The sequence below is a fragment of the Dactylosporangium aurantiacum genome (genome assembly GCF_000716715.1).
GTDB classification, from domain to species: Bacteria; Actinomycetota; Actinomycetes; order Mycobacteriales; family Micromonosporaceae; genus Dactylosporangium; species Dactylosporangium aurantiacum.
Map to the genome: position 1 here is coordinate 1 of NZ_JNYJ01000029.1, position 24,816 is coordinate 24,816.

Annotated in this window: 12 protein-coding genes and 2 pseudogenes; 1 reads left to right on the top strand and 13 read right to left on the bottom strand. The window is 73.8% G+C overall.

Annotated elements, in window-relative coordinates; translation table 11 throughout:
• Positions 1-3,005, bottom strand: a pseudogene (locus tag OP18_RS55680) (NAD-glutamate dehydrogenase domain-containing protein); the annotation flags it as partial.
• 207 nt (positions 3,006-3,212) lie between these two features.
• Between OP18_RS55680 and OP18_RS29075 the strand changes: the two are divergent.
• Complete coding sequence (locus OP18_RS29075; protein WP_033362280.1) at positions 3,213-5,102, top strand: penicillin-binding transpeptidase domain-containing protein; 1,890 nt, start codon at positions 3,213-3,215, stop codon at positions 5,100-5,102.
• A gap of 1,421 nt (positions 5,103-6,523) precedes the next feature.
• On the opposite strand, the pseudogene OP18_RS60945 reads toward OP18_RS29075, so the two are convergent.
• The 12 genes and pseudogenes from OP18_RS60945 to OP18_RS29135 form a co-directional block, all read right to left on the bottom strand.
• Positions 6,524-7,433 (bottom strand): annotated as a pseudogene (locus OP18_RS60945) (arginase family protein); the annotation flags it as partial.
• An 11-nt stretch (positions 7,434-7,444) separates the two neighbouring features.
• Positions 7,445-8,335 carry a tetratricopeptide repeat protein gene (locus tag OP18_RS29085; protein WP_033362281.1) on the bottom strand — a complete coding sequence of 297 codons (891 nt, stop codon included), beginning with the start codon at positions 8,333-8,335 and terminating at the stop codon, positions 7,445-7,447.
• Between the two features lie 4 nt (positions 8,336-8,339).
• Positions 8,340-9,212 (bottom strand): ABC transporter ATP-binding protein, encoded by an 873-nt coding sequence (locus tag OP18_RS29090; RefSeq protein ID WP_052387520.1) that lies wholly within the window; start codon positions 9,210-9,212, stop codon positions 8,340-8,342.
• 14 nt (positions 9,213-9,226) lie between these two features.
• Positions 9,227-12,241 carry an ABC transporter permease gene (locus OP18_RS29095; RefSeq protein WP_033362282.1) on the bottom strand — a complete coding sequence of 1,005 codons (3,015 nt, stop codon included), beginning with the start codon at positions 12,239-12,241 and terminating at the stop codon, positions 9,227-9,229.
• 85 nt (positions 12,242-12,326) lie between these two features.
• On the bottom strand, positions 12,327-15,290 hold the full coding sequence (locus tag OP18_RS29100) for an FtsX-like permease family protein (protein ID WP_033362283.1): 2,964 nt from the start codon (positions 15,288-15,290) through the stop codon (positions 12,327-12,329).
• Positions 15,291-15,373: 83 nt separating this feature from the next.
• Positions 15,374-17,047, bottom strand: a complete 1,674-nt coding sequence (icmA, locus tag OP18_RS29105) for a coenzyme B12-dependent isobutyryl-CoA mutase large subunit (RefSeq protein ID WP_033362284.1) — start codon at positions 17,045-17,047, stop codon at positions 15,374-15,376.
• A 124-nt stretch (positions 17,048-17,171) separates the two neighbouring features.
• Positions 17,172-17,816: an Asp23/Gls24 family envelope stress response protein gene (locus OP18_RS29110; RefSeq protein WP_245635559.1), complete on the bottom strand. Its 645-nt coding sequence runs from the start codon at positions 17,814-17,816 to the stop codon at positions 17,172-17,174.
• A gap of 71 nt (positions 17,817-17,887) precedes the next feature.
• Positions 17,888-18,538, bottom strand: coding sequence for an ATP-binding cassette domain-containing protein (locus tag OP18_RS29115; RefSeq protein ID WP_033362285.1), 651 nt, complete (start codon positions 18,536-18,538; stop codon positions 17,888-17,890).
• Entirely contained in the window at positions 18,535-19,374 is an 840-nt protein-coding gene (locus tag OP18_RS29120) for an ABC transporter ATP-binding protein (protein ID WP_245635565.1), read from the bottom strand. The genes OP18_RS29115 and OP18_RS29120 overlap by 4 nt, the downstream gene beginning before the upstream one ends.
• A gap of 26 nt (positions 19,375-19,400) precedes the next feature.
• Positions 19,401-22,442: an FtsX-like permease family protein gene (locus OP18_RS29125; RefSeq protein ID WP_033362287.1), complete on the bottom strand. Its 3,042-nt coding sequence runs from the start codon at positions 22,440-22,442 to the stop codon at positions 19,401-19,403.
• A gap of 45 nt (positions 22,443-22,487) precedes the next feature.
• Entirely contained in the window at positions 22,488-23,492 is a 1,005-nt protein-coding gene (gene meaB, locus OP18_RS29130) for a methylmalonyl Co-A mutase-associated GTPase MeaB (protein WP_033362288.1), read from the bottom strand.
• Positions 23,493-23,568: 76 nt separating this feature from the next.
• Positions 23,569-24,756, bottom strand: coding sequence for an acetyl-CoA C-acetyltransferase (locus tag OP18_RS29135; protein ID WP_033362289.1), 1,188 nt, complete (start codon positions 24,754-24,756; stop codon positions 23,569-23,571).
• Positions 24,757-24,816: the final 60 nt, after the last annotated feature.

Here is a 24,816-nt window from a genome sequence, read left to right on the forward strand (position 1 = left end):
GACCCGCAGGTAGTCGTTGGCCTTGTCGCCGACGTCGGCGTGCGACTCGCTGGTGGCCTTGACGTAGGTGCCGATCCCACCGTTCCAGAACAGGTCGACGGGGGCGGCGAGGATGGCGTGCATCAGCTCGTTGGGCGTCAGCGAGGTCAGCGCGGCCGGGATGCCCAGCGCCGCCTTCGCCTCGGACGTGAGCTGGATCGACTTCGCGGTGCGCGGGTAGACCCCGCCACCGGCGGAGATGATCGACCGGTCGTAGTCGTCCCAGGACGAGCGCGGCAGGTCGAACAGGCGCTGCCGCTCCTCGTACGACGCCACCGGGTCGGGGGTGGGGTCGATGAAGATGTGCCGGTGGTCGAAGGCCGCGACCAGCCGGATGTGCCGGGACAGCAGCATGCCGTTGCCGAACACGTCGCCGGACATGTCGCCGACGCCGACCACCGTGAAGTCGGTGGTCTGGGTGTCGACGCCCAGCTCGCGGAAGTGCCGCTTGACCGACTCCCAGGCGCCCTTGGCGGTGATGCCCATCCTCTTGTGGTCATACCCGGCCGAGCCGCCGGAGGCGAACGCGTCGCCGAGCCAGAACCCGTACTTGACGGAGATCTCGTTGGCGATGTCGGAGAACGTGGCGGTGCCCTTGTCCGCGGCGACCACGAGATACGGGTCGTCCGGGTCGTGGCGGACCACGTCGGCGGGGGCGAGGATCTTGCCGCCGTCGAGGTTGTCGGTGACGTCGAGCAGCGCGGAGATGAACAGCCGGTAGCACTCGACGGCCTCGTCGCGGTCGCCCGGCAGCTGCTTGAGGACGAAGCCGCCCTTCGCGCCGGTCGGCACGATCACGGCGTTCTTCACCATCTGCGCCTTGACCAGGCCGAGGATCTCGGTGCGGAAGTCCTCCCGCCGGTCGGACCAGCGCAGGCCGCCCCGGGCGACCGCGCCGAAGCGCAGGTGCACGCCCTCGAACCGGGGCGAGTACACCGCCGCGATCAGCTCCTTGGACTGCACCGCGCGGCTCTCCTCCGACAGCGGCAGCCGGGGGTCGAACCGGGCCGCGAACAGCGCGACGAGCTTGGAGGCGATCGCCGGGTACTGCAGCAGCGTCGACTCCATGTAGTCATGGGAGAACACGGTGCCGGCCTGGCGCAGGTACTTCGCGTAGGCGCGCAGCACGACGACCTCGCGCCAGGTGAGGCCGGCCTTGATGACCAGGGTGTTGAACCCGTCGACCTCCGCCTCGCCGCGCCAGGTCGCGGAGAACGCGTTCTCCAGGTGCGGGCGCACGTCGGCGATCGGTCGGGAGTCGGCGGGCAGCTGCAGCCCGAAGTCGTAGAGGTAGATCGTGCCGTCGGCGCGGTGCATCTCATACGGCCGCTCGTCGGTGACCCGCACGCCGAGCGAGTGCAGCACCGGCAGGACCGCGGACAGCAGCATGGGCTCGCCGTAGCGATACACCTTGAACCGGATGTCGCTCTCGTCCTGGCGGCGCCGGTAGACGTGCATGACGAGCTGCCCGGGCTCGTCGAGCAGCTCCAGCTTCGCGACGTCCTTCACCGCCTCATACGGCGTGTGCTCGTCCTTGTAGGTCTCCGAGAGGGCCCCGCTGTAGCGCTGGTAGAGCAGCTTCGCCTGGTGCTCGTCGTCGAGCTTGCGCTCCAGCACCAGCCGGAAGTCGTCGTCCCAGAGGCGGGTCGCCTCCGACAGCCGCTCGGTCAGGTCGTCGACATCGACCTCGCCGGGCGGGTTGCCGGGCTCGGTGCGCACGATGAAGTGCACCCGCGCGAACTTCGACTCGCTGACCCGGGTGGTGTAGTCCACGCCGATGCCGTTGAGCTCGGCGAGCAGGATCTGCTGGATGCGCAGCCGGTTGTCAGGTCCTTGCCGGAGTGGCTGCGCGGGGACAGACCCGAGCGCTCCACCACCTCGGCGACCTTGCGCTTGACCACCGGCAGGTCCCGCACGCTGGTGCGGTAGGCCGCGGAGGAGAACAGGCCGAGGAAGCGCTTCTCGCCGGTCACGTTGCCGTCGGCGTCGAAGAGCTTGAACCCGATGTAGTCCAGATACGCCGAGCGGTGCACGGTCGCCCTGGAGTTGGCCTTGGTGATGATCAGCAGCCGCTTCTCCAGCGCCTTGGCATACGCCTCGGCGGTCATGGAGCTCAGCACCCGCGGGTGCGGCTGGTCGGCGCGCAGGATGCCCAGGCCGGTGCCGAGGACGGCCTGCAGCAGGTCCTCGCCGTTGTCGCCCTTCACCAGCTTGTACTGCCGGAAGCCCAGGAACGTGAAGTGGTCGTCGGCGAGCCAGCGCAGCAGCTCGACGGAGTCGGTGATGTCCTTGTCGGGCACCGGCAGCTGGGCGCTGCCCAGCTCGTCGGCGAGCGTGAGCGCCTGGGTGCGCATCTTCGGCCAGTCCTCGACCGCCTCGCGCACGTCGTTGAGCACCCGGGCCAGGTCGGTGCGGACCGTCTCGAGGTCCTGCTCGTCGCGGATGCGGTCGATCTCGATGCGGATCCAGCTCTCGACGATGTCGCCCGGGGCGGCGTCCTCGGGCTCGATCCCGATCCGGACCCCCTCCAGGGCGCCCAGCGGCTGGCGGCGCACCACGACGAGCGGGTGGACGAGCAGGTTGACGTCGAGATTGCGGGCCGACAGCGCGCTGGTGACGGAGTCGACGAGGAACGGCATGTCGTCGGTGACGATCTCCAGCGACGTGCCGCCGGTCACACTGAGGCCCAGCCGGAGCTTCAGCTCCCCCGGGACCCGCTGCGCGGCGAGCTCCAGGTGCGACGCCGTGGCCGCGACCATCTTCGACACCTGGCAGCTGGCCAGCTCCTCATCGGGGACGAGGCGCCAGTAGTGCGCCACCAGTGCCGGGTCGACGTCCTGCGCGGCGGCCAGGACGACCGCCTCGGCGACGAGATGCTCGGCATTGGGCACTGTCTGCGTTAACTCGTCGTCCTCGATCGTTGGCTCGGCGACCGCAGTGCGCACCGTTGCCGTGGGCCGGTTCATCGGTCAGTTCTCCCCTCACCCACGACGCTGTGGGTTGTCCCGCACAGCCTAAGACGTCCCCCCGACATTGCTGATCGGTGCATACCCCGGCAGCCGGGTTCGGCATCGTCGGTTACCCGATCGACCGGTGGGTCCCTATACCAATTGTCCTACTTACCCGATCTTGGGGCGTGCGGATGGTGGCTTTCATGACGCAGAATCGCCCCCATGGCCGTTTCGTTTCGTCGCATGATCGCCCTCCTCGCCGGGCTGACGCTGCTGGGCGCCCTGCCCGCCTGCTCCAGCAAGCCACCGGACGACGCGCTGAAGACGTTCCTCGCCGCGTGGGAGCAGGGCAACATCGCCGGGATGAAGTTCGTGGGCACGGACGGCAAAGCGCTCAGCGGCGACGCCGCGCAGAAGCTGTGGACGACCGTGGCCGGCGATCTCGCGGCGACCCCGCCCAAGCTGACCATCAAGGGCGCGCCCGCGGTCAAGAAGGACGAGGCCAGCGCCGTGGTGACGGTCAAGTGGCCGGTCGCCGGCTCGACCTGGGAGTACGACACCACGGTCAACGCCAGGCGCGTCGACAAGCAGTGGACGGTCGTCTGGAACGCCAAGACCATCAACCCGGACCTCGACGCCAACGACAAGATCGTCGTGCGCAAGACGGCGGGTCCCCGCGGCAGCATTCTCGACGGCTCCGGCCAGCCGATCGTGAGCAGCAAGCCCGTGGTGATCATCGGCGTGCAGCCGCGCTCCGTCACCGACATCAACATCGTGGTGAAGAACCTCGGCGACGCGTTCACCGCCGCCAAGGTGCAGGTCGACCTGTCCAACCTGCCCAACCGGGTGAAGTCCGCGAAGCCCGACGCGTTCGTCGAGGTGGTGACGCTGCGCAAGGAGGTCTACGACACCGTCGCCAACAAGCTCAACTCGACGCCCGGCGTCGTCACCCGCAACTCGACGCAGACCCTCGGCCCCTCGGCCCAGTTCGCCCGTGCCCTGATCGGCACGTCCGGCGAGGTGACCAAGGAGATCATGGACAAGAACCCCGGCAAGTACAAGGTCGGCGATGTCGTCGGGCTGTCGGGCCTGCAGCAGAAGTACGACGCCGACCTGCAGGGCAAGCCGGGCGTCTCCGTGGTGGTGCCGATGCCAACCGGCACGCCGGACAAGAAGCTCTTCACCACCGAGGCGGCACCGGGCGCGGCGATCAAGCTCACCCTCGACGTCAACATGCAGAACGCGGCCGAGGCGGCCCTGGCCCTCGACACCCGCCGCTCCGCCCTCGTCGCGATCCGCGTCAGCGACAACGCGATCGTCGCGGTCGCCAACGGCCCCGGGGCCGCCGGCAACAACTTCGCGCTCCTCGGCCAGACCCCGCCGGGCTCGACGTTCAAGACGATCACCGCGCTCGGCGTGCTCAGCAAGGGCATGACCGGCGAGACCACGGTCGCCTGCCCGAAGAACCTCACCGTCGACGGCCGCACGTTCAAGAACTCCCACGACATGGAGCTCGGCAACGTGCCGTTCCGGGTCGACTTCGCCAAGTCGTGCAACACCGCGTTCGCCGCCCTCGCGCCGCAGCTCGCCCCGGACGGCCTGGCCAAGACCGCGCAGAGCGTCGGCATCGGCATCCCGTGGGACCTCGGCGTCGACGTGTTCACCGGCAAGGTCTCCGCCAACGGCTCCAAGTCCGAGCAGGCCGCCGCCGCGTTCGGGCAGGGCACCACGCTGTCCTCGCCGGTCGCCCTGGCCGGTGCCGCCGCCGCGATCGCCCGCGGCCAGTGGAAGCAGCCGCAGCTGGTGCTCGACCCCGCGCCGAAGAACCCGGCCGCCGACGGCCCGCAGCTCGACCAGGCGGCGCTGGACTCGCTGCGGCAGATGATGCGTGAGGTCGTCACCGCCGGCACCGCCGACCAGCTCAAGGACCTCCCGGGCGACCTGCGCGGCAAGACCGGCACCGCCGAGTACGACAACGACCCGGCGCACACCCACTCGTGGTTCATGGGCTACCGCGGCGACATCGCGTTCTGCGTCTTCGTGGAGAACGGCGGCGCCAGCACGGCCGCCGCGGTGCCGATCGCCGGGAAGTTCTTCCAGACCATCGGCTGACGGTCCACGGCCCAGCCCCGCCACGGTGGGGCTGGGCCGTCACCGCTGCTTCGGTGTCCGCCCCTCGTCAGGTGTACGGGCAGCCGGCACCACATCCGTCAACGGCGACTCGGGCGGCTCGGCGACCTCCCGCGGCGGCCTGCCCTGCGCCGGCACGAACGGCACCACGGCCTCGCGGTCCTGGACCGGCGCCTCGTCCTGCGGCGGCTCGGCCCGGCGGGCGAGCCGCCCCGTCGCCGGCGGCGCCGAGATCGGCGCGAGCGTCAGCGCGAGCCTGGGCGCCCGGCGCCCCTTACGCCCGGGCCGCCCGAACAGCGGCGCCCCGCCGGCCTGATCGGCGCCGTCGTCGACCGCGACCCCACCCGCCGGCTCCTCCGCGTCCGCCGGGCCGGCCTCATCCAGATCATCCTGTTTGCCCGGTTCATCCACCGGCGCGAGCCCACCGCCGACGGCGACCCAGCCGCCGTCCGCGGCCCCGGCCTCCGCCGTGGCCTCGACGTCGATCGGCTTCCGGGTGGTGATGCCGATCACAGCCCCGCGACTGTACGCCGGCAGCCTCGGCGCCTCACCCCGGCCCGCGACGTCCCGGCCGAGCCCCCGGTCGGCGGCCAGGTCGACCACCGCGCCGGTCCGCACGTCGACCCAGGCGACCGGCGGCAGGTCGAGCCCCGTGGCACCGGGCCCGTCCGCGGTGGAAGGCGCACCGCCGGCGTCACCCGACGGCTCGGTGCCGGTGGGCGCCTCGGGCAGGTCCGCCGCTGGGGCGGGCGGCCCGTCAGGCTCGGGCCCGGCCTGCGCCGCCGAGGCAGACAACTCCTCGACCTGCGGCTCGTCCTCCGCCGCGGGGGCGGGCGACCCGTCGAGCTCGGGACCGGCCTGCGCCGCCGCCGGGTCCCCCACCGGGTCATCCGCCGGCTCGGGTGAGAGCTCACCCAGTGGCTCGGCGACCTCCCCGACGGTCACGGCCTGGACCGGGACGTCGTCCGGGTCCGCGCCGACCGGCTCGCCGTCCGGGTCCAGCCCGTCGGCCGCCGGCACGAACGGCGGGTCCAGCGCCTCGGCCACCGGCGCGAACGGCGGCTCCATTGCCTCTGCCGCCCGCTCGAACGGCGGCTCCAATGCCTCAGCCACCGGCTCGAACGGCTCCTCGCCCGGGTCCACCGCCTCGGCCACCGGCGCGAGCGGCGGGTCCACCGCCTCGGCCACCGGCACGAACGGCGGGTCCAGCGCCTCGGCCGCCGGCACGAACGGCGGGTCCAGCGCCTCGGCCGCCGGCACGAACGGCGGGTCCAGCGCCTCGGCCACCGGCGCGAACGGCGGGTCCAGCGCCTCGGCCACCGGCGCGAACGGCTCGGCGGGCGGGGCCTGCAGCGGCGGCCCGGACACCACCGGGGCGACGTCCGTGGCGGCCAGCGCGGCGGACGTCACCAGCGGCTCCAGGCCGGCGACCAGGACGTCGGTGACCTCGCGCGCGTACTGCCCGTCGGGGTCGTAGTCCGGGTCGAAGACGGTGACCTGCACACCGACGCAGCGCGGGTCCGAGACCAGGCCGCTGAGCAGGATCTCCAGCTCCCGGTAGGCGATCCCGCCGACGTCCGGCGCGTCGACGGCCGGCATGACCGCCGGGTCGAGCACGTCGACGTCGACGTGGACCCAGAAGCCGGCGCAGTCGCGCAGCTGCTCGCGGGCCCACTGGGCGGAGCGGGCGGCGCCGTGCGAGCGCAGCTCCGGCACCGCCCGGGCGACGATCCCGGCGGCCTGCAGGTCGAGGCGGTACTCGTCGTGGGTACGGATGCCGAGCAGCACGACGTCGACGTCGCGGAAGTAGGGGCGGCGCTGCTCGATGGAGGCGAGGTTGCCCTGACCGCGGCCGGTGGCCAGGGCGAGGGCCTCCCCGGCCGCCGCACCGACGTAGGAGGCGTTGCCCTCGTGGCGGAAGTCGGAGTGGCCGTCGACGTAGACCAGGCCGACCCGGCCGGCGAGATCGGCGGAGTACCGCCGCATCGCCAGGCCGGCGCCGAGCAGGATCGAGCAGTCGCCGCCGAGGACGACCGGGAAGTCACCCGAGGCGAGGATGGCGCCGATCCGGTCGGCCAGCCGCCGGACGAAGACGGCGATCTCGTCGGCCTGGGCGACGCCGTCGCCGGGCTGCCAGCCGGCCGGGTCGTAGCGCGGCGGGGTGATGCACCCCGCGTCGCGGGCGCCCAGCCGGGCCAGCAGTCCGCTGTCGCGCAGCGCGCCGGGGGCTTTCGCGCAGCCGGGGACCGAGGTTGCGGTCGGTGGCCGCAACCCCAGGTTGCTCGGTGCGTCGACGACGGCGATCCGGCGCATCCCGCCCCGGCTCAGAACAGCGCGCTCGCCAGCGCCCGGCGGGCCTTGGCGACCGCGGGGTCGTCGGGCCCCGCGACGGTGAACAGCGAGACGAGGTGTTTGCGCACCGTCTCGCGGTCGTCGCCGGGGGTGCGGCGGACAAGGTCGATGAGGCGGCGGTAGGCGGCTTCGGCCTGACCGGTCAGCACCTCGATGTCGGCGGCGAGCAGCTGCGCGGGCACGTCGTCGGCGGCCTCCTGCGCCGCGGCGAGGACCGCCGCCGGGTCGAGCCCGCTGGTGCGGCGCAGCAGGGCGACCTGGGCCAGCCCGGACTCGGCGACCGGGTCGGCCGGGGTGTCGGCGAGGATGTTGCGGTACGCCTGCTCGGCGGTGTCGAGGTCGCCGTCCATGAGCGCGTCGTCGGCGGCCAGCAGCCGCGGGTCCTCGCCGCGCTGCACCTCGACGCCGGCGGCCTTGAGGACCGCGTCGATCCACTGGCGCAGGTGGGTCTCGGGCAGCATCTGGTTGAACGCGTCGACGGGCTGCCCGCCGACGATCGCGACGACGAACGGGATGCCCTGGATGCGGAACATCTGGGCCAGCCGCGGGTTGGCCTCGATGTCGACCCGGCCGAGCAGCCAGGCGCCCCCGCCGTCGGCGGCCAGCTTCTCCAGCAGCGGCGAGAACTGCTGGTGCGGCTGGCTGCCCTGGACGAAGAAGTCCAGGACGACGGGGGTGGTGACCGAGCGCTGCAGGACCGCGTCCTGGAAGCTGGTCTCGGTGACGTCGAACACGAACGCCGAGCTCGGCGCGGCAGCTGGTTGGGCAGATCGCTGCGCCGCGGCCTGATTGCTCCGGGCCAGGGCGCCGAGGTCCACCGCCCCGCGGGTGAAGATCGACTGGGTCTGCCTTGGGTCGCTCATGGAGCTAGTTTTGCACGTGCCCCAAGTGATCTGCCGCAAGTGACCGGTCGGATCCACCCGCCACCAGGGTGACGGCGCCGTCGATGTGCTCGACGGTGAAGAGGGTGCCGGGCGGGAAGTCGCCGAGCACCTCCGGCGGCAGCTGGACGGTGCCGTCCCCGGCGACGACGGCGAAGTCCTGCCCGTCGCGGCCCTCGGCGCCGACCCGGCCGTCGCGGATGGTCACGGCCCGGCCCAGGCGGGTGCCGACGTCACCGTCATGGGTGACCACGACGATGGTGGTGTTGCGCTCCTGGTTGACGGTCTCCAGCGCCTCGAGGACCTCGTCCCGGCCGGCGGTGTCGAGCTGGCTGGTCGGCTCGTCGACGAGCAGCAGGCCGGGCCCGGCGGCGATGCCCACGGCGAGGGCGGCGCGCTGGCGGGCGCCGGGCGCCAGCTCGTCGATGCGGGCGCGGCCGAGGCCGGGCAGGCCGACGAGGTCGAGGATGCGGTCCGGGTCGTCGAGCTTGATGCCCTCGGTGCGGGCCGCGCGCCGCTGGGCGAGCCAGATGTTGCGGTGCAGCGTCGCGTACGGCAGCAGGTTGCGGGCCGCGCCCTGCAGCACCACGCCGATCTCGGTGCCGCGCAGGCGGGCGATCTCGCCGTCGGAGAGCTTGCCCATGTCGTAGGTGCCGATGTTGACCCTGCCGGCGGAGGGCCGCATGAGCCCGGCCAGCAGCGCGATGAGCGTCGACTTGCCGGAGCCGGACGGCCCGACCAGGGCCAGGGTCTCCCCCGGGCCGATCGACAGGTCGACGCCGGCGAGGGCCACGACGTCACCCGCCTCGGCACGGTAGATGTGCACGACCCGCCGGCAGGCCACCGCCAACCCGTTCATGAGCAGTCCCCCATCTATCGCTGTCTGGTCGCGGCACGGAGCCGGGCACCGGCGAGGAGCGCCACACCGGTGAGGGCGAGGACGGACGCCGCCCAGGCGGCGGCGACCGGGAGCGGTGACGGCCAGATCGGCACCGGGAAGGTGCCGGGGTCGTCGGTGAACACCGGAAGATGTTCGCGCACCAGGAGCCAGCTTGCCAGAGCCGCGAACGGTCCGATGACCGCCGCCGTGCCGACGAGCGCCAGGTACCCGTTGGCCGACGCGTCCCGGCGGGCGACGCCCTGCGCCCGCAGCGCCCGCAGCTCCCCGCGGCGGCGCTGCCGGTCCAGGGCGGTGACGAGCCACAGGGCGCCGCCGGCGAGCAGCACCGCGAGGCCCGCGGCCAGCTCGTGGAAGCGCAGCGCGACCGCCGGCCCCTGCTCGTCCAGCGCGGCGCGGCGCGGCCCGAGCCGCTGGTCGGACATGACCACGAGGCCCTGCGCCGCGACGCGGTCCAGGATGTCGGCGGGCGCTCGGTCGTTGAGCCAGATCTGCGGCTGCAGCGTGTCGCCGCCGCCGCTGGAGATGCGGTCGATGTACTCGAGGTCGACGAGGCCGCCGCGCACCCCCATCCGCGGGATCTGCCCCACCTCGCCGTCGACCTTGACGGAGACCCTGGTCTGGTCGAAGCCGGACATGTGGTCGCCGATGCCGGCGGTGCGCGCCATGACGACGGGCAGCGGCGAGGGGAAGTCGGTCGGCAGGAGGCGGAACGCGACGTCGGCGCCCTTGTAGTTGGACACCTCCATGCGCAGCCCGTCGCCGATGAGGTCGAGGTCGGGCACGATCAGCCGGGGGCCGGGGGTCTCCGGGACGCGCCACTCGCCGGCGGTGCCGAAGGTGGTGAGCCGCTCCCCGCGCTGGGTCATGCCGTGCAGGGTGATCGTGGCGTCGAAGCCGCGCCCCTCCGGCTGGCTGATCTGCAGCGCGGCGAAGCGGCACCCGTTCACGCACATCGGCAGGTTTCTCGTGTACGTGTGCCGCCCCAGCTGCGGCGCGCCGAAGTCGACCTCGCCGACGGTGGAGCCGTCCAGCGGCACCGCCACGACGACGAACCGGACGCGGAAGGCGTCGACGAGCTTGTCGACGGTGATGTCGATCGACACGTCCTTGTTGTCGACGATGAGGCTGTCGCGTGCCACGTCGGGCCGCAGCGCGGCGGCGGCCTCCGCGGCGGTGAGGTGCGGGTCGTTCCACAGCGCGACCCGGGCGAGGCGCGAGGAGTCCACCGCGAGCATCGGCGGCACGCCGGAGTCGTCCGGCGGCGGCAGCATCGCCGTGGCCATGGCGAAGTCGCCGGCCGGGTCGATCGCCCGGACCTTGCCGAGCAGCTGGGTGCGGCCGACCGGCTCGACGGTGAGGACCCGGTCGGCGCCCTGCTCCACCCGGATGCGGGTGTCGCGGTTGTCGTCGGAGGCGGTCGCCGCGGTCGTCGCGAAGCACGCCAGGGCGACCGCGACCACGAACAGGGCGAGGATCCGCTGGCTGCCGGGGCGGCGGGCCATCGCGTACGCGGCGAGCGTCGGGCCGATCCGGCCGCGGCGCAGGGCCCGCCGGCCGCTGCGCTCGGCGAGCGGCAGCACGCCGCGGGCGGCGAGCAGGCCGAACGCGATGACGACCAGGGACGGGCCGAAGACCGCGAAGCCGGTCAGGCCGCCGTCGCCCTCGCGCAGCTGCAGCACGGCGACGACGGCGAGGACGACCACGGCGACCTCGAAGACCGGCGCGCCCCAGCGCGACAGCCGGCTGGGCACGTTGCGCAGCAGGTCGATGGTCCGCTTGGCGAGCTCGGCGCGCTGGGCGAGCACCGCGGCGAGGACGGCGCCGACCAGCGCGACCACCGCCCAGCGGTTGGCGCCGGCGGACAGCGGGACGTCGCCGCTGCTGCTCAGCAGCAGCCAGGCGGCGAAGCGGACCAGGTAGTGGCCGAGCAGGAAGCCGGCGGCGCCGCCGAACAGGATCGGCACGATGCTCTCGCCGGCGGCGAGCCACCAGCGGCGCGGGAACGTGGCGCCGCGCAGCGACAGCAGCCCGAGCTCGAGCCGGCGTTCGGCGGTGGCCGACGCGACCGCGACGAACAGCACGAACCAGCACAGCAGCACCAGCGGCACCGCGGCGACCGGCACCACCTGCGCGACGAGGCTGCGGTTGCGCTCGATCCGCTGCAGCAGCTGCGGCAGGTCGGCCTTCACCGTCGGCGCCCCGGACAGCCCGACCAGCTGCGACCGGCCGCTCTCCACGGCGGCGTTGACCGCGGCCAGGCTCTCGCCGGTGATCGCGCCGTGGTCGATCACCACGTCGAGGGCCTGCTTCTCGGTGACCCGCTCGACCGACTCCAGCGTGAGCCGGCCGGCCAGGATCGGCGCGGTGACGAGCCGGTCGGAGGGGCGCTCGTCGAAGTAGTCGAAGTCGGCCCAGTACTGCTCGGTCTTGTCCAGCGGCTCGTAGACGCCGACGACGGTCATCGTGCCGAACGCGCCGGTGGGCATCCACTCGCGGCCCTCGGCGTCGTACGCGCCGGCGGCGACCTCCAGCGTGCCGCCGACCTTGGTCTTGAGCTGGTCCATGCTCTGCCGGTTGAGCACGATCTCGCTCTGGCTGATGAAGCAGCGGCCCTCGATGAGGCGCACGTGCGCGCACGCGTCGTCGCGGTACACCATCCGCGGCGCGACCGGCTCGACGCCCGGCGTGGCGCTCTGCACGTACGTGTTGAACTCGACGCTGAAGACCGAGCTGAACCCGGGGAAGGTGAACACCTTCGGCACCAGGTCCTCGAACGCGCGGTCGCCCGCCTTGGCGTCGCGGCGCGCCTGCACCACCAGCTCGGCGACGGGCGCGGCCTCGACCTCGCTCGCCACCACGGCACGGTCGGCCGTGGCGACGTAGACGGGCGCGCTGACCGCGGCCGCCATGGCGAACATCGCCAGCACGAAGGCGGTGACCGCCTGCCCGGGACGGGCCCGGATCATCGACAGCACGAGACTGATCACGGCGTCACCTCCGCTGCGCTCCGGCGCCGCCGTGATCCAAGACTGCGCCGATGATGCCCGGCCCCTCCACTGCGCTCCGGACCGGTCATGGTGCGCTCCATCCATCGGCGAAGTACGGCAGGACGTCGCCGACGTAGGCGCGGATGAGCACGGCGAGCAGGACCCCGGTGACCAGGGAGACGCCGACGAGGATGAGGTACCCCTCGACGGCCACGCGCTGCACGACGCGCGCCGGCGCGCCCTGGATCCGCATCGCGGCCAGCTCGCGGGCGCGCGGCCGGCGTTCGACGGCGGCGACCACGAAGGCCGCGCCCACCGCGAGCGCCACCCCGAGGACCGCCGACAGCAGCATGAACTGCAGGGTCAGCGGCGGGCCGAAGGACGCGTACCGGGCGGCGGTGTCCTCGATGGACTCCTCGCCGAGCACGATCAGCCCGCGGGCCTCCAGCCGGGCGCGCAGGTCGGACGGCGCGCCGGGGGCGATCCAGACCTGCATCGACTCGCCCGCGCCGAAGTCGGCGCCGAGCCGGTCGGCGTACTCGAGGTCGGCGAGCACCCCCTGCTCGCCGAGGCGTGGCAGGCGGGTCGCGGCGCCGGCGACGTGCTCGGCGATCGACGCCGAGCCGTACGTGACGCGCTGGTCACCGGCGATGCGGCTCTGCAGCTTCCGGGCCCGGATGGTGGCCAGCGGCGCGGGCGTGTCGACCGGGTAGACGCCGGCGTCGGCGGCGGGGCCGGGCCGGATCGGCGCGACCCGCAGCAGCAGCCCGCCGCCGGTCGGCGTCACGATGAGGTTCGGTGGCGCCGGTGACACGGCCAGCCGCCACCGGGAGCGGTCCGCGAGGGAGTCGGTGGTCACCGCGGGGCGGCCGTCCGACAGGCCGCGGACGGTGACCTCGATGCCGGGCCGGGCGGCGAAGAAGACCTTCTGCTCCAGGGTGCTCTGCGTGATGGCCAGGGAGCTGAGCCGGCAGCCGGGCGCCGTTGCGCAGGCCGGGACCGGCGCCTTGAGCACCGCGGCGCCCTCCTGCAGCGGGCCGACCCGGGCGACGACGCGGTTGCCGGCCGGGTCGGCGAGCACCGCCTCGAAGAACAGCGTGCGGCCCCGCTCGACCGCGGTGACGCGCACGTCCAGGTCGAAGGCCAGCTCCCCACCGGTGATCATGATCGGGTCGGGGGCCGGCGGGTGCAGCGCCGCGGCGGCCTGCCTGGCGCCCATCCCGTACTCGGGCCGCCACGCCGCGACGGCGGGCAGGCGCGGCGCGTCGACGAGCAGGACCCGGTCCTGGCCGGAGCGCAGCGACTGGACCGCCGCCATCGCGTACCGGCCGGACTCGTCGGCGGCGCGGACCGCCTGGAGCAGGGCGAGCCGGTTCTCGGCGCGGACGGTGAGCACCCGGTCGGCGCCGACCTCCAGCTCGGCGCGGGTGTGCCCGGCGCGCTTGCCGGCGTCCCAGGTGACGTACGACGTGCCGAGCAGCGCCACCGTCACGATCATGAGTGCGGCGAGCCGGTGCACGCCGGGCCGGCGGGCCAGGTAGATCGCGGTGAGCGCGCGGGCCGGCCGGCCGTGCCGCAGCGCCCCCTCGACCAGCCGCCCGGCGACGGCGGTGATCGCGCGGGACGCGACCAGGGCACCGGCGAGCGCGGCGAGGCCCGGCGCCAGCAGCGCGAGCCCCGCGGCGTCGCCGGAGGCGCGGTGCCTCACCTGGTACAGGGCGATCCCGGCGACGATGACGAGCACCAGGTCGAACAGGTCACGCCACGCCCGGGCCTTGCCCGGGGTCTGGCGCAGCAGCTCCGCGACGCTCGCCCCGAGCGAGCGCCGCTCGGCGAGCATGGCGGCGGCCAGGGCGCCGAGGACGGCGACCACGACCGCCTGCAGGGACAGCGCGGTAGCCTGCCGCACCACCGTCGCGTCCTTGATCGTGCCGGTGACCGAGGTCGCCACAAGGTAGCCCAGCGGCAGCCCGACCAGCGCGCCGGCCAGCATCGGCACCGCGCTCTGCCCGCCGATGAGCGCCCAGGTGCGCCCGCGGGTGGCGCCGCGCAGCTTGACCAGGCCGACGTCCGGACGGCGTTCCTCGCCGGTGTACTTGACCGCCAGGTACAGCGCGAACCAGCACAGCAGCAGCAGCTGGAACGCGCCGACGGGGACGCCGAGGCCGACCAGCTGCCGGTCGCGCTCGACCCGGTCGACGGTGGCGTAGAGGCTGGTGTACATGGTCAGCCGGTTGTTGGCGGCCTTGACCGACGCCGCGTCGAGGAAGGCGCGGACCTCCGACGGGGAGTTGTCGACGAACAGCTCCGGCTCGGCGACCATGTCGACGATCGTGCGGATCTGGGAGGGGCGCAGCTTGTCGAACACGGCCGGGCCGACCAGCACCGCGTCGTCGACGGGCTCGGTGATCTCCGGCGGCGCGCCGACCGGCAGGTCCGCCGCGATCAGCAGGGCGTTGCTGGTCCAGAACGGGTCGAGCGGGTCGAGCGGCCGGTAGATGCCGGTGACGGTGAACTGCTCCACCCCCACGCCGGAGGTCGCGTCGAAGGTGATCGGGTCGCCGGGCTTCGCGCCCAGCCAGCGGGCGGTGCGGTAGCTCAGCATCACCTCGTCGGCGCCGGTGGCGCAGCGGCCCTCGATCCTGGCCTTCTCGCAGGCGCCGGTGCGCAGGGTGAGCGGCGAGTCGGTCTCCCGCTTCACGCCCCGGGTCGCGCCGTTGTCCTGCGCCGTGGCCGCGATCAGCGACCCCTCGACGTACGCCTGCGTGTAGCTGACGAACCCGCCGAGCTCCACGACGGAGGCGGTGAGCGCGGCGGTCGCCTCCAGCTGGGCGGCGATGTCGCCCTCCGCGGGACCCTGCCCGACCGTCTCCAGGGACCGCTCCTGAATCGGCGCGGCCTCCACGTGGCGGGTCGCGATACCCTCCGTGGACGCCAGGACGTACCAGGGCGCGGCGGCCGCGGCGGCCGCGGCGAGCGTGCTCAGCAGCAGCAGCGTCACCGCCTGCGCCCGCCGGGCCCGCAACGCTGCGAGCACGAGTGCCAGCAAGGCCCCTCCCCCGTCGGTCAAGGTCGTTCGTAGGTAGACCAGCCGGGGGAGGCACCGGTTGCATTGCGATCAGGTAACGCGGTCTAGAAGCGGGCGGGCTCCCGGTAGATGCCCCATTCGTCCTTGAGTGCCCCGCAGATCTCGCCGAGCGTCGCCTCCGCCCGGCACGCGTCCAGCATCGACGGGATCATGTTGCCGCCGGTACGCGCGACCGCCACCATCTCCTCGAGCCGCCGCCGCACCAGGTCGTTGTCGCGCTCGGTGCGCCGGGTGGCGAGCAGCTTGTTCTGCTCGATCTCGACCTCGTGGGAGACCCGCAGGATGTCCAGGTCCCGGGTCAGCGAGCCGGTGTGCACGTTGACGCCGACGACCCGCTTGTCGCCCTTCTCCAGGGCCTGCTGGTAGACGAAGGCGCTGTCGGCGATCTCCGACATGAACCAGCCGTCCTCGATGCCGCGCAGGATGCCGGCGGTGATCGTGCCGTCGCCGCCCATGTCCCGGATGCGCTGGAAGATCGCCTCCGCCTCGGCCTCGATGCGGTCGGTGAGGGCCTCGACGTACCAGGATCCGCCGAGCGGGTCGGCGACATTGGTGACGCCGGTCTCCTCCATCAGCACCTGCTGCGTGCGCAGGGCGATCTCGGCGGCCTCGTCGGTGGGCAGCGCGAGGGTCTCGTCCAGCGCGTTGGTGTGCAGCGAGTTGGTGCCGCCGAGAACCGCGCTGAGCGCCTCGACCGCGGTGCGGACCACGTTGTTGTACGGCTGCTGCGCGGTCAGCGACACCCCGGCGGTCTGCGTGTGGAACTTGAGCCACAGGGCCTTCTCGCTGGTGGCGCCGTACACGTCGCGCAACCACCTGGCCCAGATCCGCCGCGCGGCGCGGAACTTGGCGATCTCCTCGAAGAAGTCGATGTGCGCGTCGAAGAAGAAGCTCAGCCCCGGCGCGAACCGGTTGACGTCCAGCCCGCGCGACAGGCCCAGCTCCACGTACCCGAAGCCGTCGGCGAGGGTGTAGGCGAGCTCCTGCGCGGCGGTCGCGCCGGCCTCGCGGATGTGGTAGCCGGAGACGGACAGCGGCTTGTAGCGCGGGATCTGCGTGCCGCAGTACTCCATCAGGTCGCCGATGAGGCGCAGGTGCGGCTCGGGCGGGAAGAGCCACTCCTTCTGCGCGATGTACTCCTTGAAGATGTCCGTCTGCAGGGTGCCGTCCAGCCCGCGCAGGTCGGCGCCCTGGCGCTCGGCGGCCACCAGGTACATGCAGAAGACCGGGACCGCCGGGCCGGAGATCGTCATGCTCGTGGTGACGTCGGCGAGCGGGATGCCGTCGAAGAGCACGTCCATGTCGGCGGCGGAGTCGATGGCCACGCCGCAGTGGCCGACCTCGCCGAGGGACTGCGGGTCGTCGGAGTCGCGCCCCATCAGCGTGGGCATGTCGAAGGCGACGGAGAGCCCGCCACCGCCGGCGCCGAGCAGCATCTTGTAGCGGGCGTTGGTCTGCTGGGCGTTGCCGAAGCCGGAGAACTGCCGGATCGTCCAGGTGCGGCCGCGGTAACCGGTCGCGTACAGCCCCCGGGTGTACGGGAACTCGCCCGGCCAGCCGATGCGCTCGAAGCCGGGCACGTCGGCGCCCTCGGGCGGCCCGTAGACCGGGTCGACCCGGGCCCCGGACAGGGTGGTGAAGTCGGCGTCGCGCTTGCGGGCCTCGTCGTAGCGGCGCTGCCAGCGGGCGCGGCCCTCGGCGATGTCGTGGGCGTCCATCGGGTGTCGGCGCTCCTCGGGTGATCGGGGTGTCCGTCTCACCGTCGATGGTAGGCGCTTCCTGAACGATCGCTAAGGAGGGTGGGACAACTCCCACCCTCCGCGACGCTGTGACGCCCCGGCGCTACGCGGCCGACGCGGCCGCCGACTCGGGCAGCGTGTCGCTCACGTGCACGTCGTCCACGACGATGTCCACGGACGTGACCTCGAGCCCCAGCAGATTCTCCACCGCGCCGATGACGTTGGCGCGGACCTTCTCCGCGACGGAGTAGAGCACGAAGCCGTACTCGATCACGAGGGTGACCCGCACGGCGGCGCTGCGGCCCTCCAGGCGGACCTGCACGCCGCGGTTGCCGCTCTCGCGCTCCTCGCCGTCGCCGAGGCCGATCCGGTCGCGGACCGAGGCGAAGACCCGGGCGACGTCGCCGCCGAGGTCGTAGACGCCGGGCACCTCCCGCGCGGCGATGCCGGCGATCTTCTCGACCACCTCGTCGGCGATGGTGGTGGTGCCCCGCTCGGCGGTGAGCTCGGCGCTGTTGCGCAGCCGGTCGACGACCTGGGCGGCGATCCGGCCGGACGCGGCGGCGGTCGTCGAGGCCAGCTCACCGACCCGGTCGGCGGCGTCGGAGGCGAAGGCGCCGACCCGCTCGGCGGTGGTGCCCGCCACGGAACCCGGGGCGGCGGGCTCGACGGACAGCGCGTCGCCGGTCATGTCGGGGTCGTCCACATCGGTGCGTTGCGCGGGGATGCCCGCGGTCACCTCGGTCATTGCTGCTCCTCCCCTGGGTCGGTGGCCGAGCGCGAGCGTACCCGCGCCTGGCCACCGCAGGCAGGGTCCGTTCAGCGGACCAGCTGGGCCACCCCGTCGGAGAGGTGCAGCTCCCGGTCGCAGGCGGCGGCGGCCTCCGGGTCGTGCGTGGCGAAGACGACCGCCGCGCCCCGGCGGGCCTCCTCCTGCAGCAGCTCCATGACCTTCTGCCGGTTGGTGGAGTCCAGCTCGCTGGTCACCTCGTCGGCGAGCACCACGTCACCGTGCAGGGCCAGCCCGCGGGCGATCGCGGTGCGCTGCTGCTGGCCGCCGGAGAGCTCCTCGACCAGCTGGTCGGCCTGGCCGGCGAGGCCGAGCCGCTCCAGCGAGGACACGGTCGCCCGCCGGGCGTCCGCCGGTGCCGCACCGCCGGCGATCATCGCCACCTGGATGTTCTCCTGCGCGGTCAGGATCGCGGCGAGCCCGTTGTCCTGCGGGATCAGCACGACCTTCTCCGCCACGGCGTGGTCACGGTCCCGCAGCGGCGTGCTGTCGACGGCCACGACCCCGGCGGCGGGGCGCAGCAGACCCGCCATCGCCCACAGCAGCGTCGTCTTGCCGGCCCCGGACGGGCCGGTGACGGCGAGGATCTGCCCCGGCGAGACGACCACCGACACGTCGCGCAGCACCGGGTGGTCGCGCTCGTACGCCACCGTGACGCCGTCGACCGTCAACGTCTTCACTGCATGTCCTCCAACATCTGCGACATCACCGGGGACCTGGCGGGCACCAGCAGCACCGTGCCGTCGGCCTGCGGCTCCACGCCGACCAGCGAACCGGGCGGCAGCAGGCGCAGCGCGTCCTGCGGCAGGTGCACCGTACCGTCGCGACCCACCACCGCGTAGTCCTCTCCACGCCGGCCCTCCGCGCCGACCCGGCCGTCGCGGATGGTGACGGTGCGGCCCATCCGCCGGCCGACGTCCGGGTCGTGCGTCACGACGACCACGGTCGTGCCGGCCCTTCGCACCGCGTCCAGGGCGAGGAGCACCTCGTCGCGGGCGTGGCTGTCGAGCTGGCTGGTCGGCTCGTCGGCGAGCAGCAGTCCCGGCCGGGCGGCCAGCCCGACGGCGAGCGCCAACCGTTGACGCTCACCAGGAGAGAGTCGCTGCGGCCGTTGCCGGTTGCGTCCCCGCCCGCTCAGCCCGACCGTGGCGAGGACCTCGCGCGGGTCCGGCAGCTGCCGGCGCCGGTCGCCGGGCACGCCGCGCTGGGCGAAGCGCACGTTCTGCTCCGCGGTCAGGTACGGCAGCAGGTTGCGCGACGCGCCCTGCAGCACCACCCCGACGTCGGTGGCCCGCAGCTGCTGCAGCTGCGCCGGGGTGGCCCGGGCCAGGTCGTGCTCGCCGACGCTCACCCGCCCCGCCGACGGCGGCAGCAGGCCGGCGAGCAGCGACAGCAGCGTCGACTTGCCCGACCCGGACGGGCCGAGCAGCGCCACCGACTCGCCCGGGGCGATGTCCAGGTCGACCCCGGACAGCGCCACCACGTCGTAGCCCTCCAGCCGGTAGATGTACACCAGCCCACGACACGTCACCGACAGCCCGGTCACTGGGCACCGTCCCGCAGTCGCTCCGGCGTGGCGCGGCCCATCAGCCGCAGCACCATCAGTACCGCCGCCGACAACCCGATCACGATGACGCCGGCCGCCACCGGCAGGGCGCCCGCGCCGGGCCGGACGGTGACGGGCGCGGCGACCCCGACCGTCACGAGCGGGATCCCGGGCAGCATCACCATCGCGCCGACCAGGCCGGCCCCGAGACCGACCACGAGCGGCAGGCCCAGCAGCGCCCGGTACTCCCGGAACACCGCCCGGCGCAGCTGCCCGGCCCGCACCCCGGCGACCCGCAGCGCGGCGAGCTCGTAGAGGCGGGCGCGGACACCCACGTACGCGGTGAGCAGCACGACGCCGATCGCGAGCAGGATCGCGGCGCCCCCGGCGAGCAGGTAGAGCCACAGCCCGAGGGCCGGCGCGCGGCGGGCCAGCTGCGAGAGCTGCCCGTCGATGGTCTCCGTGCGCAGCACCTGTACCCCGGCCGCGGCGAGCCGCCGGTCGAGGTCCGCGGGCGCCGCGGCGGAGGCCCACACCTCGTAGCGCAGGGTGGCGTTGTCGGCGAGGCTGGCGCCGCGCTCGGCCATCCGGGTGGCGTAGTCGAGGTCGAAGAGGACCCCGCGCCGGCCCGCCCTCGGCAGGCTGGCCGCGTGCGCCGCGACCGTGAACGGCTGCGGCTGGTCGGAGAAGCCGGGCAGCCGGAACGTCGCCGCCGCGGCGTCGTCGGCGGGCGCGCCACCGGCGAGCACCGCGGGCAGCGCGGCGGGGGTGTCGACGTGCTCGACGACGGCGTCGGCGGGATCGCTGCCGGACACGTCGACGCCGAGCGCCGCGCCGGGCCGGACCGTGACCTGCGCGCCGCCGCCGGAGTGCCGGGGCTGCCAGCGGCCGGCGAGGTCGAAGCCGGGCGCGAGGGGCCCGCCGTCGCTCTGCAGGCCGCGCACGGTGACGCTGACCGCGAAGGGTTCGCTGCCGCCGGCGGCCCGCCCGACGGCCAGGCCGACGAGGCGGCAGCCGTTCGCGCAGCCGTTGAGGGTGGCGTGGTACGACTTCGCGCCCTTGCTCAGCCCGCCGAGCGTCACCGTGCGGGGCGGCTGGCCCGGCGCGGCGACGATCGCGGCGACCCGCAGTGCCGGCCTGGCCGGCAGCGCGTCGACGGTGATGTCGGCGGCGAGGTCCCTGCCGACCCGCAGCGGTGCCGCGACGTCCGGGTGCAGGCGCGCGGCCAGCTCGCCGACGTCGGCACGGGAGCGCCCGCGCCAGACGGCGACGTCCGCGAGCCGCCCCGACTGCACGCCCACCAGCTCGACGGGGGCGTTGTCGAAGCGCTGGCTGGCCCGCACCACGGCCATGGCGTGCCCGCCCGGGTCTGCCCGGTCGACCGCCGCCTCCAGGGCCGACGGGTGGTCGGCGGCGACGGTGAGGACCCGCTGCGCGCCGACCGTGTCGTCGGCGACGTCGCGGCGGGCCTGCGCGGCGGCGTCCCACGCGGTCGCGGCGAACGTCAGCAGCGCCACCGCGACCGTCACCACGACGACGAGCCGCTGCCCGCCGGGGCGGCGCGACAGCTGCGCGGCGGACAGCAGCGGCACGATCCGGCCGCGCCGCCGGGCGATGCGCAGCCGGGCGTTCGACCACAGGCCGAGCAGCCGGGCGGCGGCGACGCCGACGACGACCGCGAGCAGCGGCGGCGCGAGCAGGGCCAGCGGGGAGCCGCGGTCGTTGACGGCGGCGGCGAGGCTCGCCACGGCGAGCGCCACGACGACGCCCTCCGCGGCGCCGGCCCGCCAGCCGCCCCGCTCCGGGACCCGCCGCAGCAGGCCGAGGACGGGCCGGGCGAGGGTCTGCCGGCCGGCGAGGACGGCGGCGGCGAGCCCGGCGGCCAGCGCGACACCGGCCGCGGCGAACACCGGCCAGCGCACCTCCACCCGGACCCCGCCGGCGAGCAGCGCACCGGCGGCGGCCTGCACGAGCAGCAGCCCGGCGGCGATGCCGACCGGCACCGCGGCCACGATCAGCAGCAGCACCTCGCCGAGGCCGAACCTGGTCGCCCGCCCGGCCGGGTAGCCGCGCAGCTTGGCCAGGGCGATCTCCGGCGCCCGCTCGTCGGTCAGCGAGGCGACCAGCAGGAACAGCACGAACCAGCACAGCAGCAGCAGCGGCACGGCGATGACCGGTGCGGTGCGCCCGATGCTGGCCCGGTCGGTGTCGATGTCGCGCAGGACCGCGGGCAGGGTGGTGGTCACCTCCAGCTCCTGGCCGCGCAGCCGGTCGCCCAGGGTCTGGATGCCGTCTCGGAGCCCGGCGACGTCGTCGAGCCGGACCCGGTCGGCGCGCAGCGGGTACTCCAGGCGGGTCGCCAGGGTCGCCATGCGCTCCAGCCGCAGGTCGTCCTCGGTCATCGAGAACAGGGCGTCGGCCCGCTCGCCGTCGCCGCCGGCGGCCGCGCTGAAGTAGGAGGTGCGGCCCCAGTACGCGGCGTCGCCGTCGGTCGGGGTGTAGAGGCCGCGGATGGTGAACGTCCGGTCGTGCCCGCCGGTCGCCGGGCCCATGCGGACCGTGAGCCGGTCGCCGACCTTGAGGTCGCGGGCCGTGGCGGTGCGCTTGCTGACCGCGACCTCGCCGGGGTTGTCCGGGCAGTCGCCGTCGATCGTCAGGTGGTAGCAGGCGTTGTCGCGGTACGCGAGCTTGGCGCCCACGTCACCGAAGGTGACCTCCGTGTCGATGGCCGCCACCGGCAGGTCGAGCCGGTCGGCGAGCAGCTGGTCCTTGGTGAGCGCGGTGTTCATGGCCAGCCGGATCTCGGCGAGGTCCTTGAACGCGGCGCTGTCTGCGGTGCCCTTTGCCCCGACGGTCAGCCCGGTCGCGTCGGTGGACGCTGCGGACAGGCCGTCGGTGAGCACGGACTGCTGCGCGGCACGGCTGTACGCGGGTGCCAGCACGGCCGCCGTGGTCGCCGTCACGGCGAGGAGGAAGACCACGAACGACCGGCCGGCCCGGTATCTGATGCCACGCAGCATGACGGTCCAGGCCGTCAAGATGTGCCCCCTGTGCTGGTCGAGCTGAAGGTTGACCCGCAGACCTTAGCGGCCGTTCGGCAGCCCGGTCATGGTCACCAGCTCTCCCGCCGCGCTGTGCGGATCCAGGTCACCGTCCGCGACCCGCCGCGCCAGCCCGGCCAGCACCTCGCCGTCCCGCAACGCCTCCATCCGGCCACGCAGCGTGCCCAGGGCGATCGCCTCGATCTCGGCCGCGGCCCGCCGCTCCCGGCGCCGGCGCAGCTCGCCGGTGTCGTGCAGGTGCTCGCGGTGCTCGGTGATCGCGGCGACGATCTCCTCGATGCCCTCGCCCCGGGCCGCGACGCTGCGCAGCACCCTCGGCCGCCACTGGCCCGGCGCCCGCTCACCCAGGCCGATCATGCCCTGGATGTCGCGGTACGTGGCGTCGGCGCCGTCCCGGTCGGCCTTGTTGACCACGAAGATGTCGGCGATCTCCAGCACGCCCGCCTTGGCCGCCTGGATCGAGTCGCCCATGCCGGGGGCGAGCAGCACGAGGGTGGTGTCGGCGAGCCCGGCGATCTCGACCTCGGCCTGCCCGACGCCGACGGTCTCGACCACGACCGGGTCGCAGCCGGCGCCGTCGAGCACCCGCACCGCCTGTGGGGTCGCCGCCGACAGCCCGCCGAGGTGCCCCCGGCTGGACATGGAGCGGATGTAGACGCCCGGGTCGGTGGCGTGGTCCTGCATCCGGACCCGGTCGCCGAGGATCGCCCCGCCGGTGAACGGGCTGGACGGGTCGACGGCGAGCACGCCGACGCGCCGGTCCTGCTTGCGGAACGCGCGGACCAGCTCGTTGGTGGTGGTGGACTTGCCCACGCCGGGCGAGCCGGTGAGCCCGATGACGTGGGCGTCCCCGGCGTACGGCGCGAGGGCCGCCGCGACCTGCGGCAGCACCTCGTCGCCGTCCTCGACCAGCGACACCAGGCGCGCGACGGCGCGGGGGTCGCCCTCCCGCGCCTTCGCCACCAGGTCCGGCACGTCCCGGGACCGCCGGACGCTCACCGCTGCCGTTCCTTGCCCTCGTCGCATGTGCTGCTCATGTACGGCATGATCGCCGTTTCCCGTGCCGGGCGCTTCGCGCTGGTCCTCCGGTGCGCCGGCCGGCTCACTGCTTGGGGACGCGCAGCAGCAGGGCGTCACCCTGGCCGCCACCGCCGCACAGGGCCGCGGCACCGAGCCCGCCACCGCGGCGGCGCAGCTCCAGCGCGAGGGTCAGGGCAAGCCTGGCACCGGACATGCCGATCGGGTGGCCGAGCGCGATCGCGCCGCCGTTGACGTTGACGATCGCCGGGTCGACGCCGAGGTCGGCGGTCGACTGCACGCCCACCGCGGCGAACGCCTCGTTGATCTCGATCAGGTCGAGGTCGGCGGTGCTCAGCCCGGCCTTGCCCAGGGCGTGCTTGATCGCGTTGGACGGCTGGCTGGTCAGCGAGTTGTCGGGACCCGCGACGTTGCCGTGCGCGCCGATCTCGGCGAGCCAGGTCAGCCCCAGCTCCTCGGCCTTGGTCCGGCTCATGACGACGACCGCGCAGGCGCCGTCGGAGATCGGCGAGGACGTCGCGGCGGTGATGGTGCCGTCCTTGCTGAACGCGGGCCGCAGCTTCGCGAGCGTCTCCACCGTCGTCTCCGGCCGGATCTGCTCGTCGTCGGTGACCAGCAGCGGGTCACCCTTGCGCTGGGGGATCTCCACCGGCACGATCTCGTCGGCGAAGCGCCCCTCCTTCTGCGCGGCGGCGGCCTTCTGGTGGCTGGCCGCGCCGAACGCGTCCTGCTGCTCGCGGGTGATGCCGAGCCGGGCGACGTGCCGCTCGGTCGACTCACCCATCGACACCTGGTCGTAGGCGTCGGTCAGGCCGTCCAGCGCCATGTGGTCGCGGATGACGACGTCGCCGTACTTGTACCCCTGGCGCTGCCCGACCAGCAGGTGCGGGGCGTTGGTCATCGACTCCATGCCACCGGCGACCACGATGTCAAACTCGCCGGCCCGGATCAGCTGGTCGGCCAGGGCGATCGCGTCGAGGCCCGACAGGCAGACCTTGTTGACGGTCAGGGCCGGCACCGACATCGGGATGCCGGCGTCGATCGCGGCCTGGCGGGCGGGGATCTGCCCGGCGCCGGCGGTCAGCACCTGGCCCATGATCACGTACTGGACCTGCTCGGGCGCGACGCCCGAACGCTCCAGCGCCGCCTTGATCGCGATGCCGCCGAGCTTGGTGGCGGGAAAGTCCTTCAGCGCGCCGAGCAGGCGCCCCATCGGTGTGCGGGCGCCGTTGACGATCACCGACTGAGTCATCCGGAGGCCTTTCGAGAGATGGTTCACATCGCACCGTCGCGACTGAACGATTACTAGGGT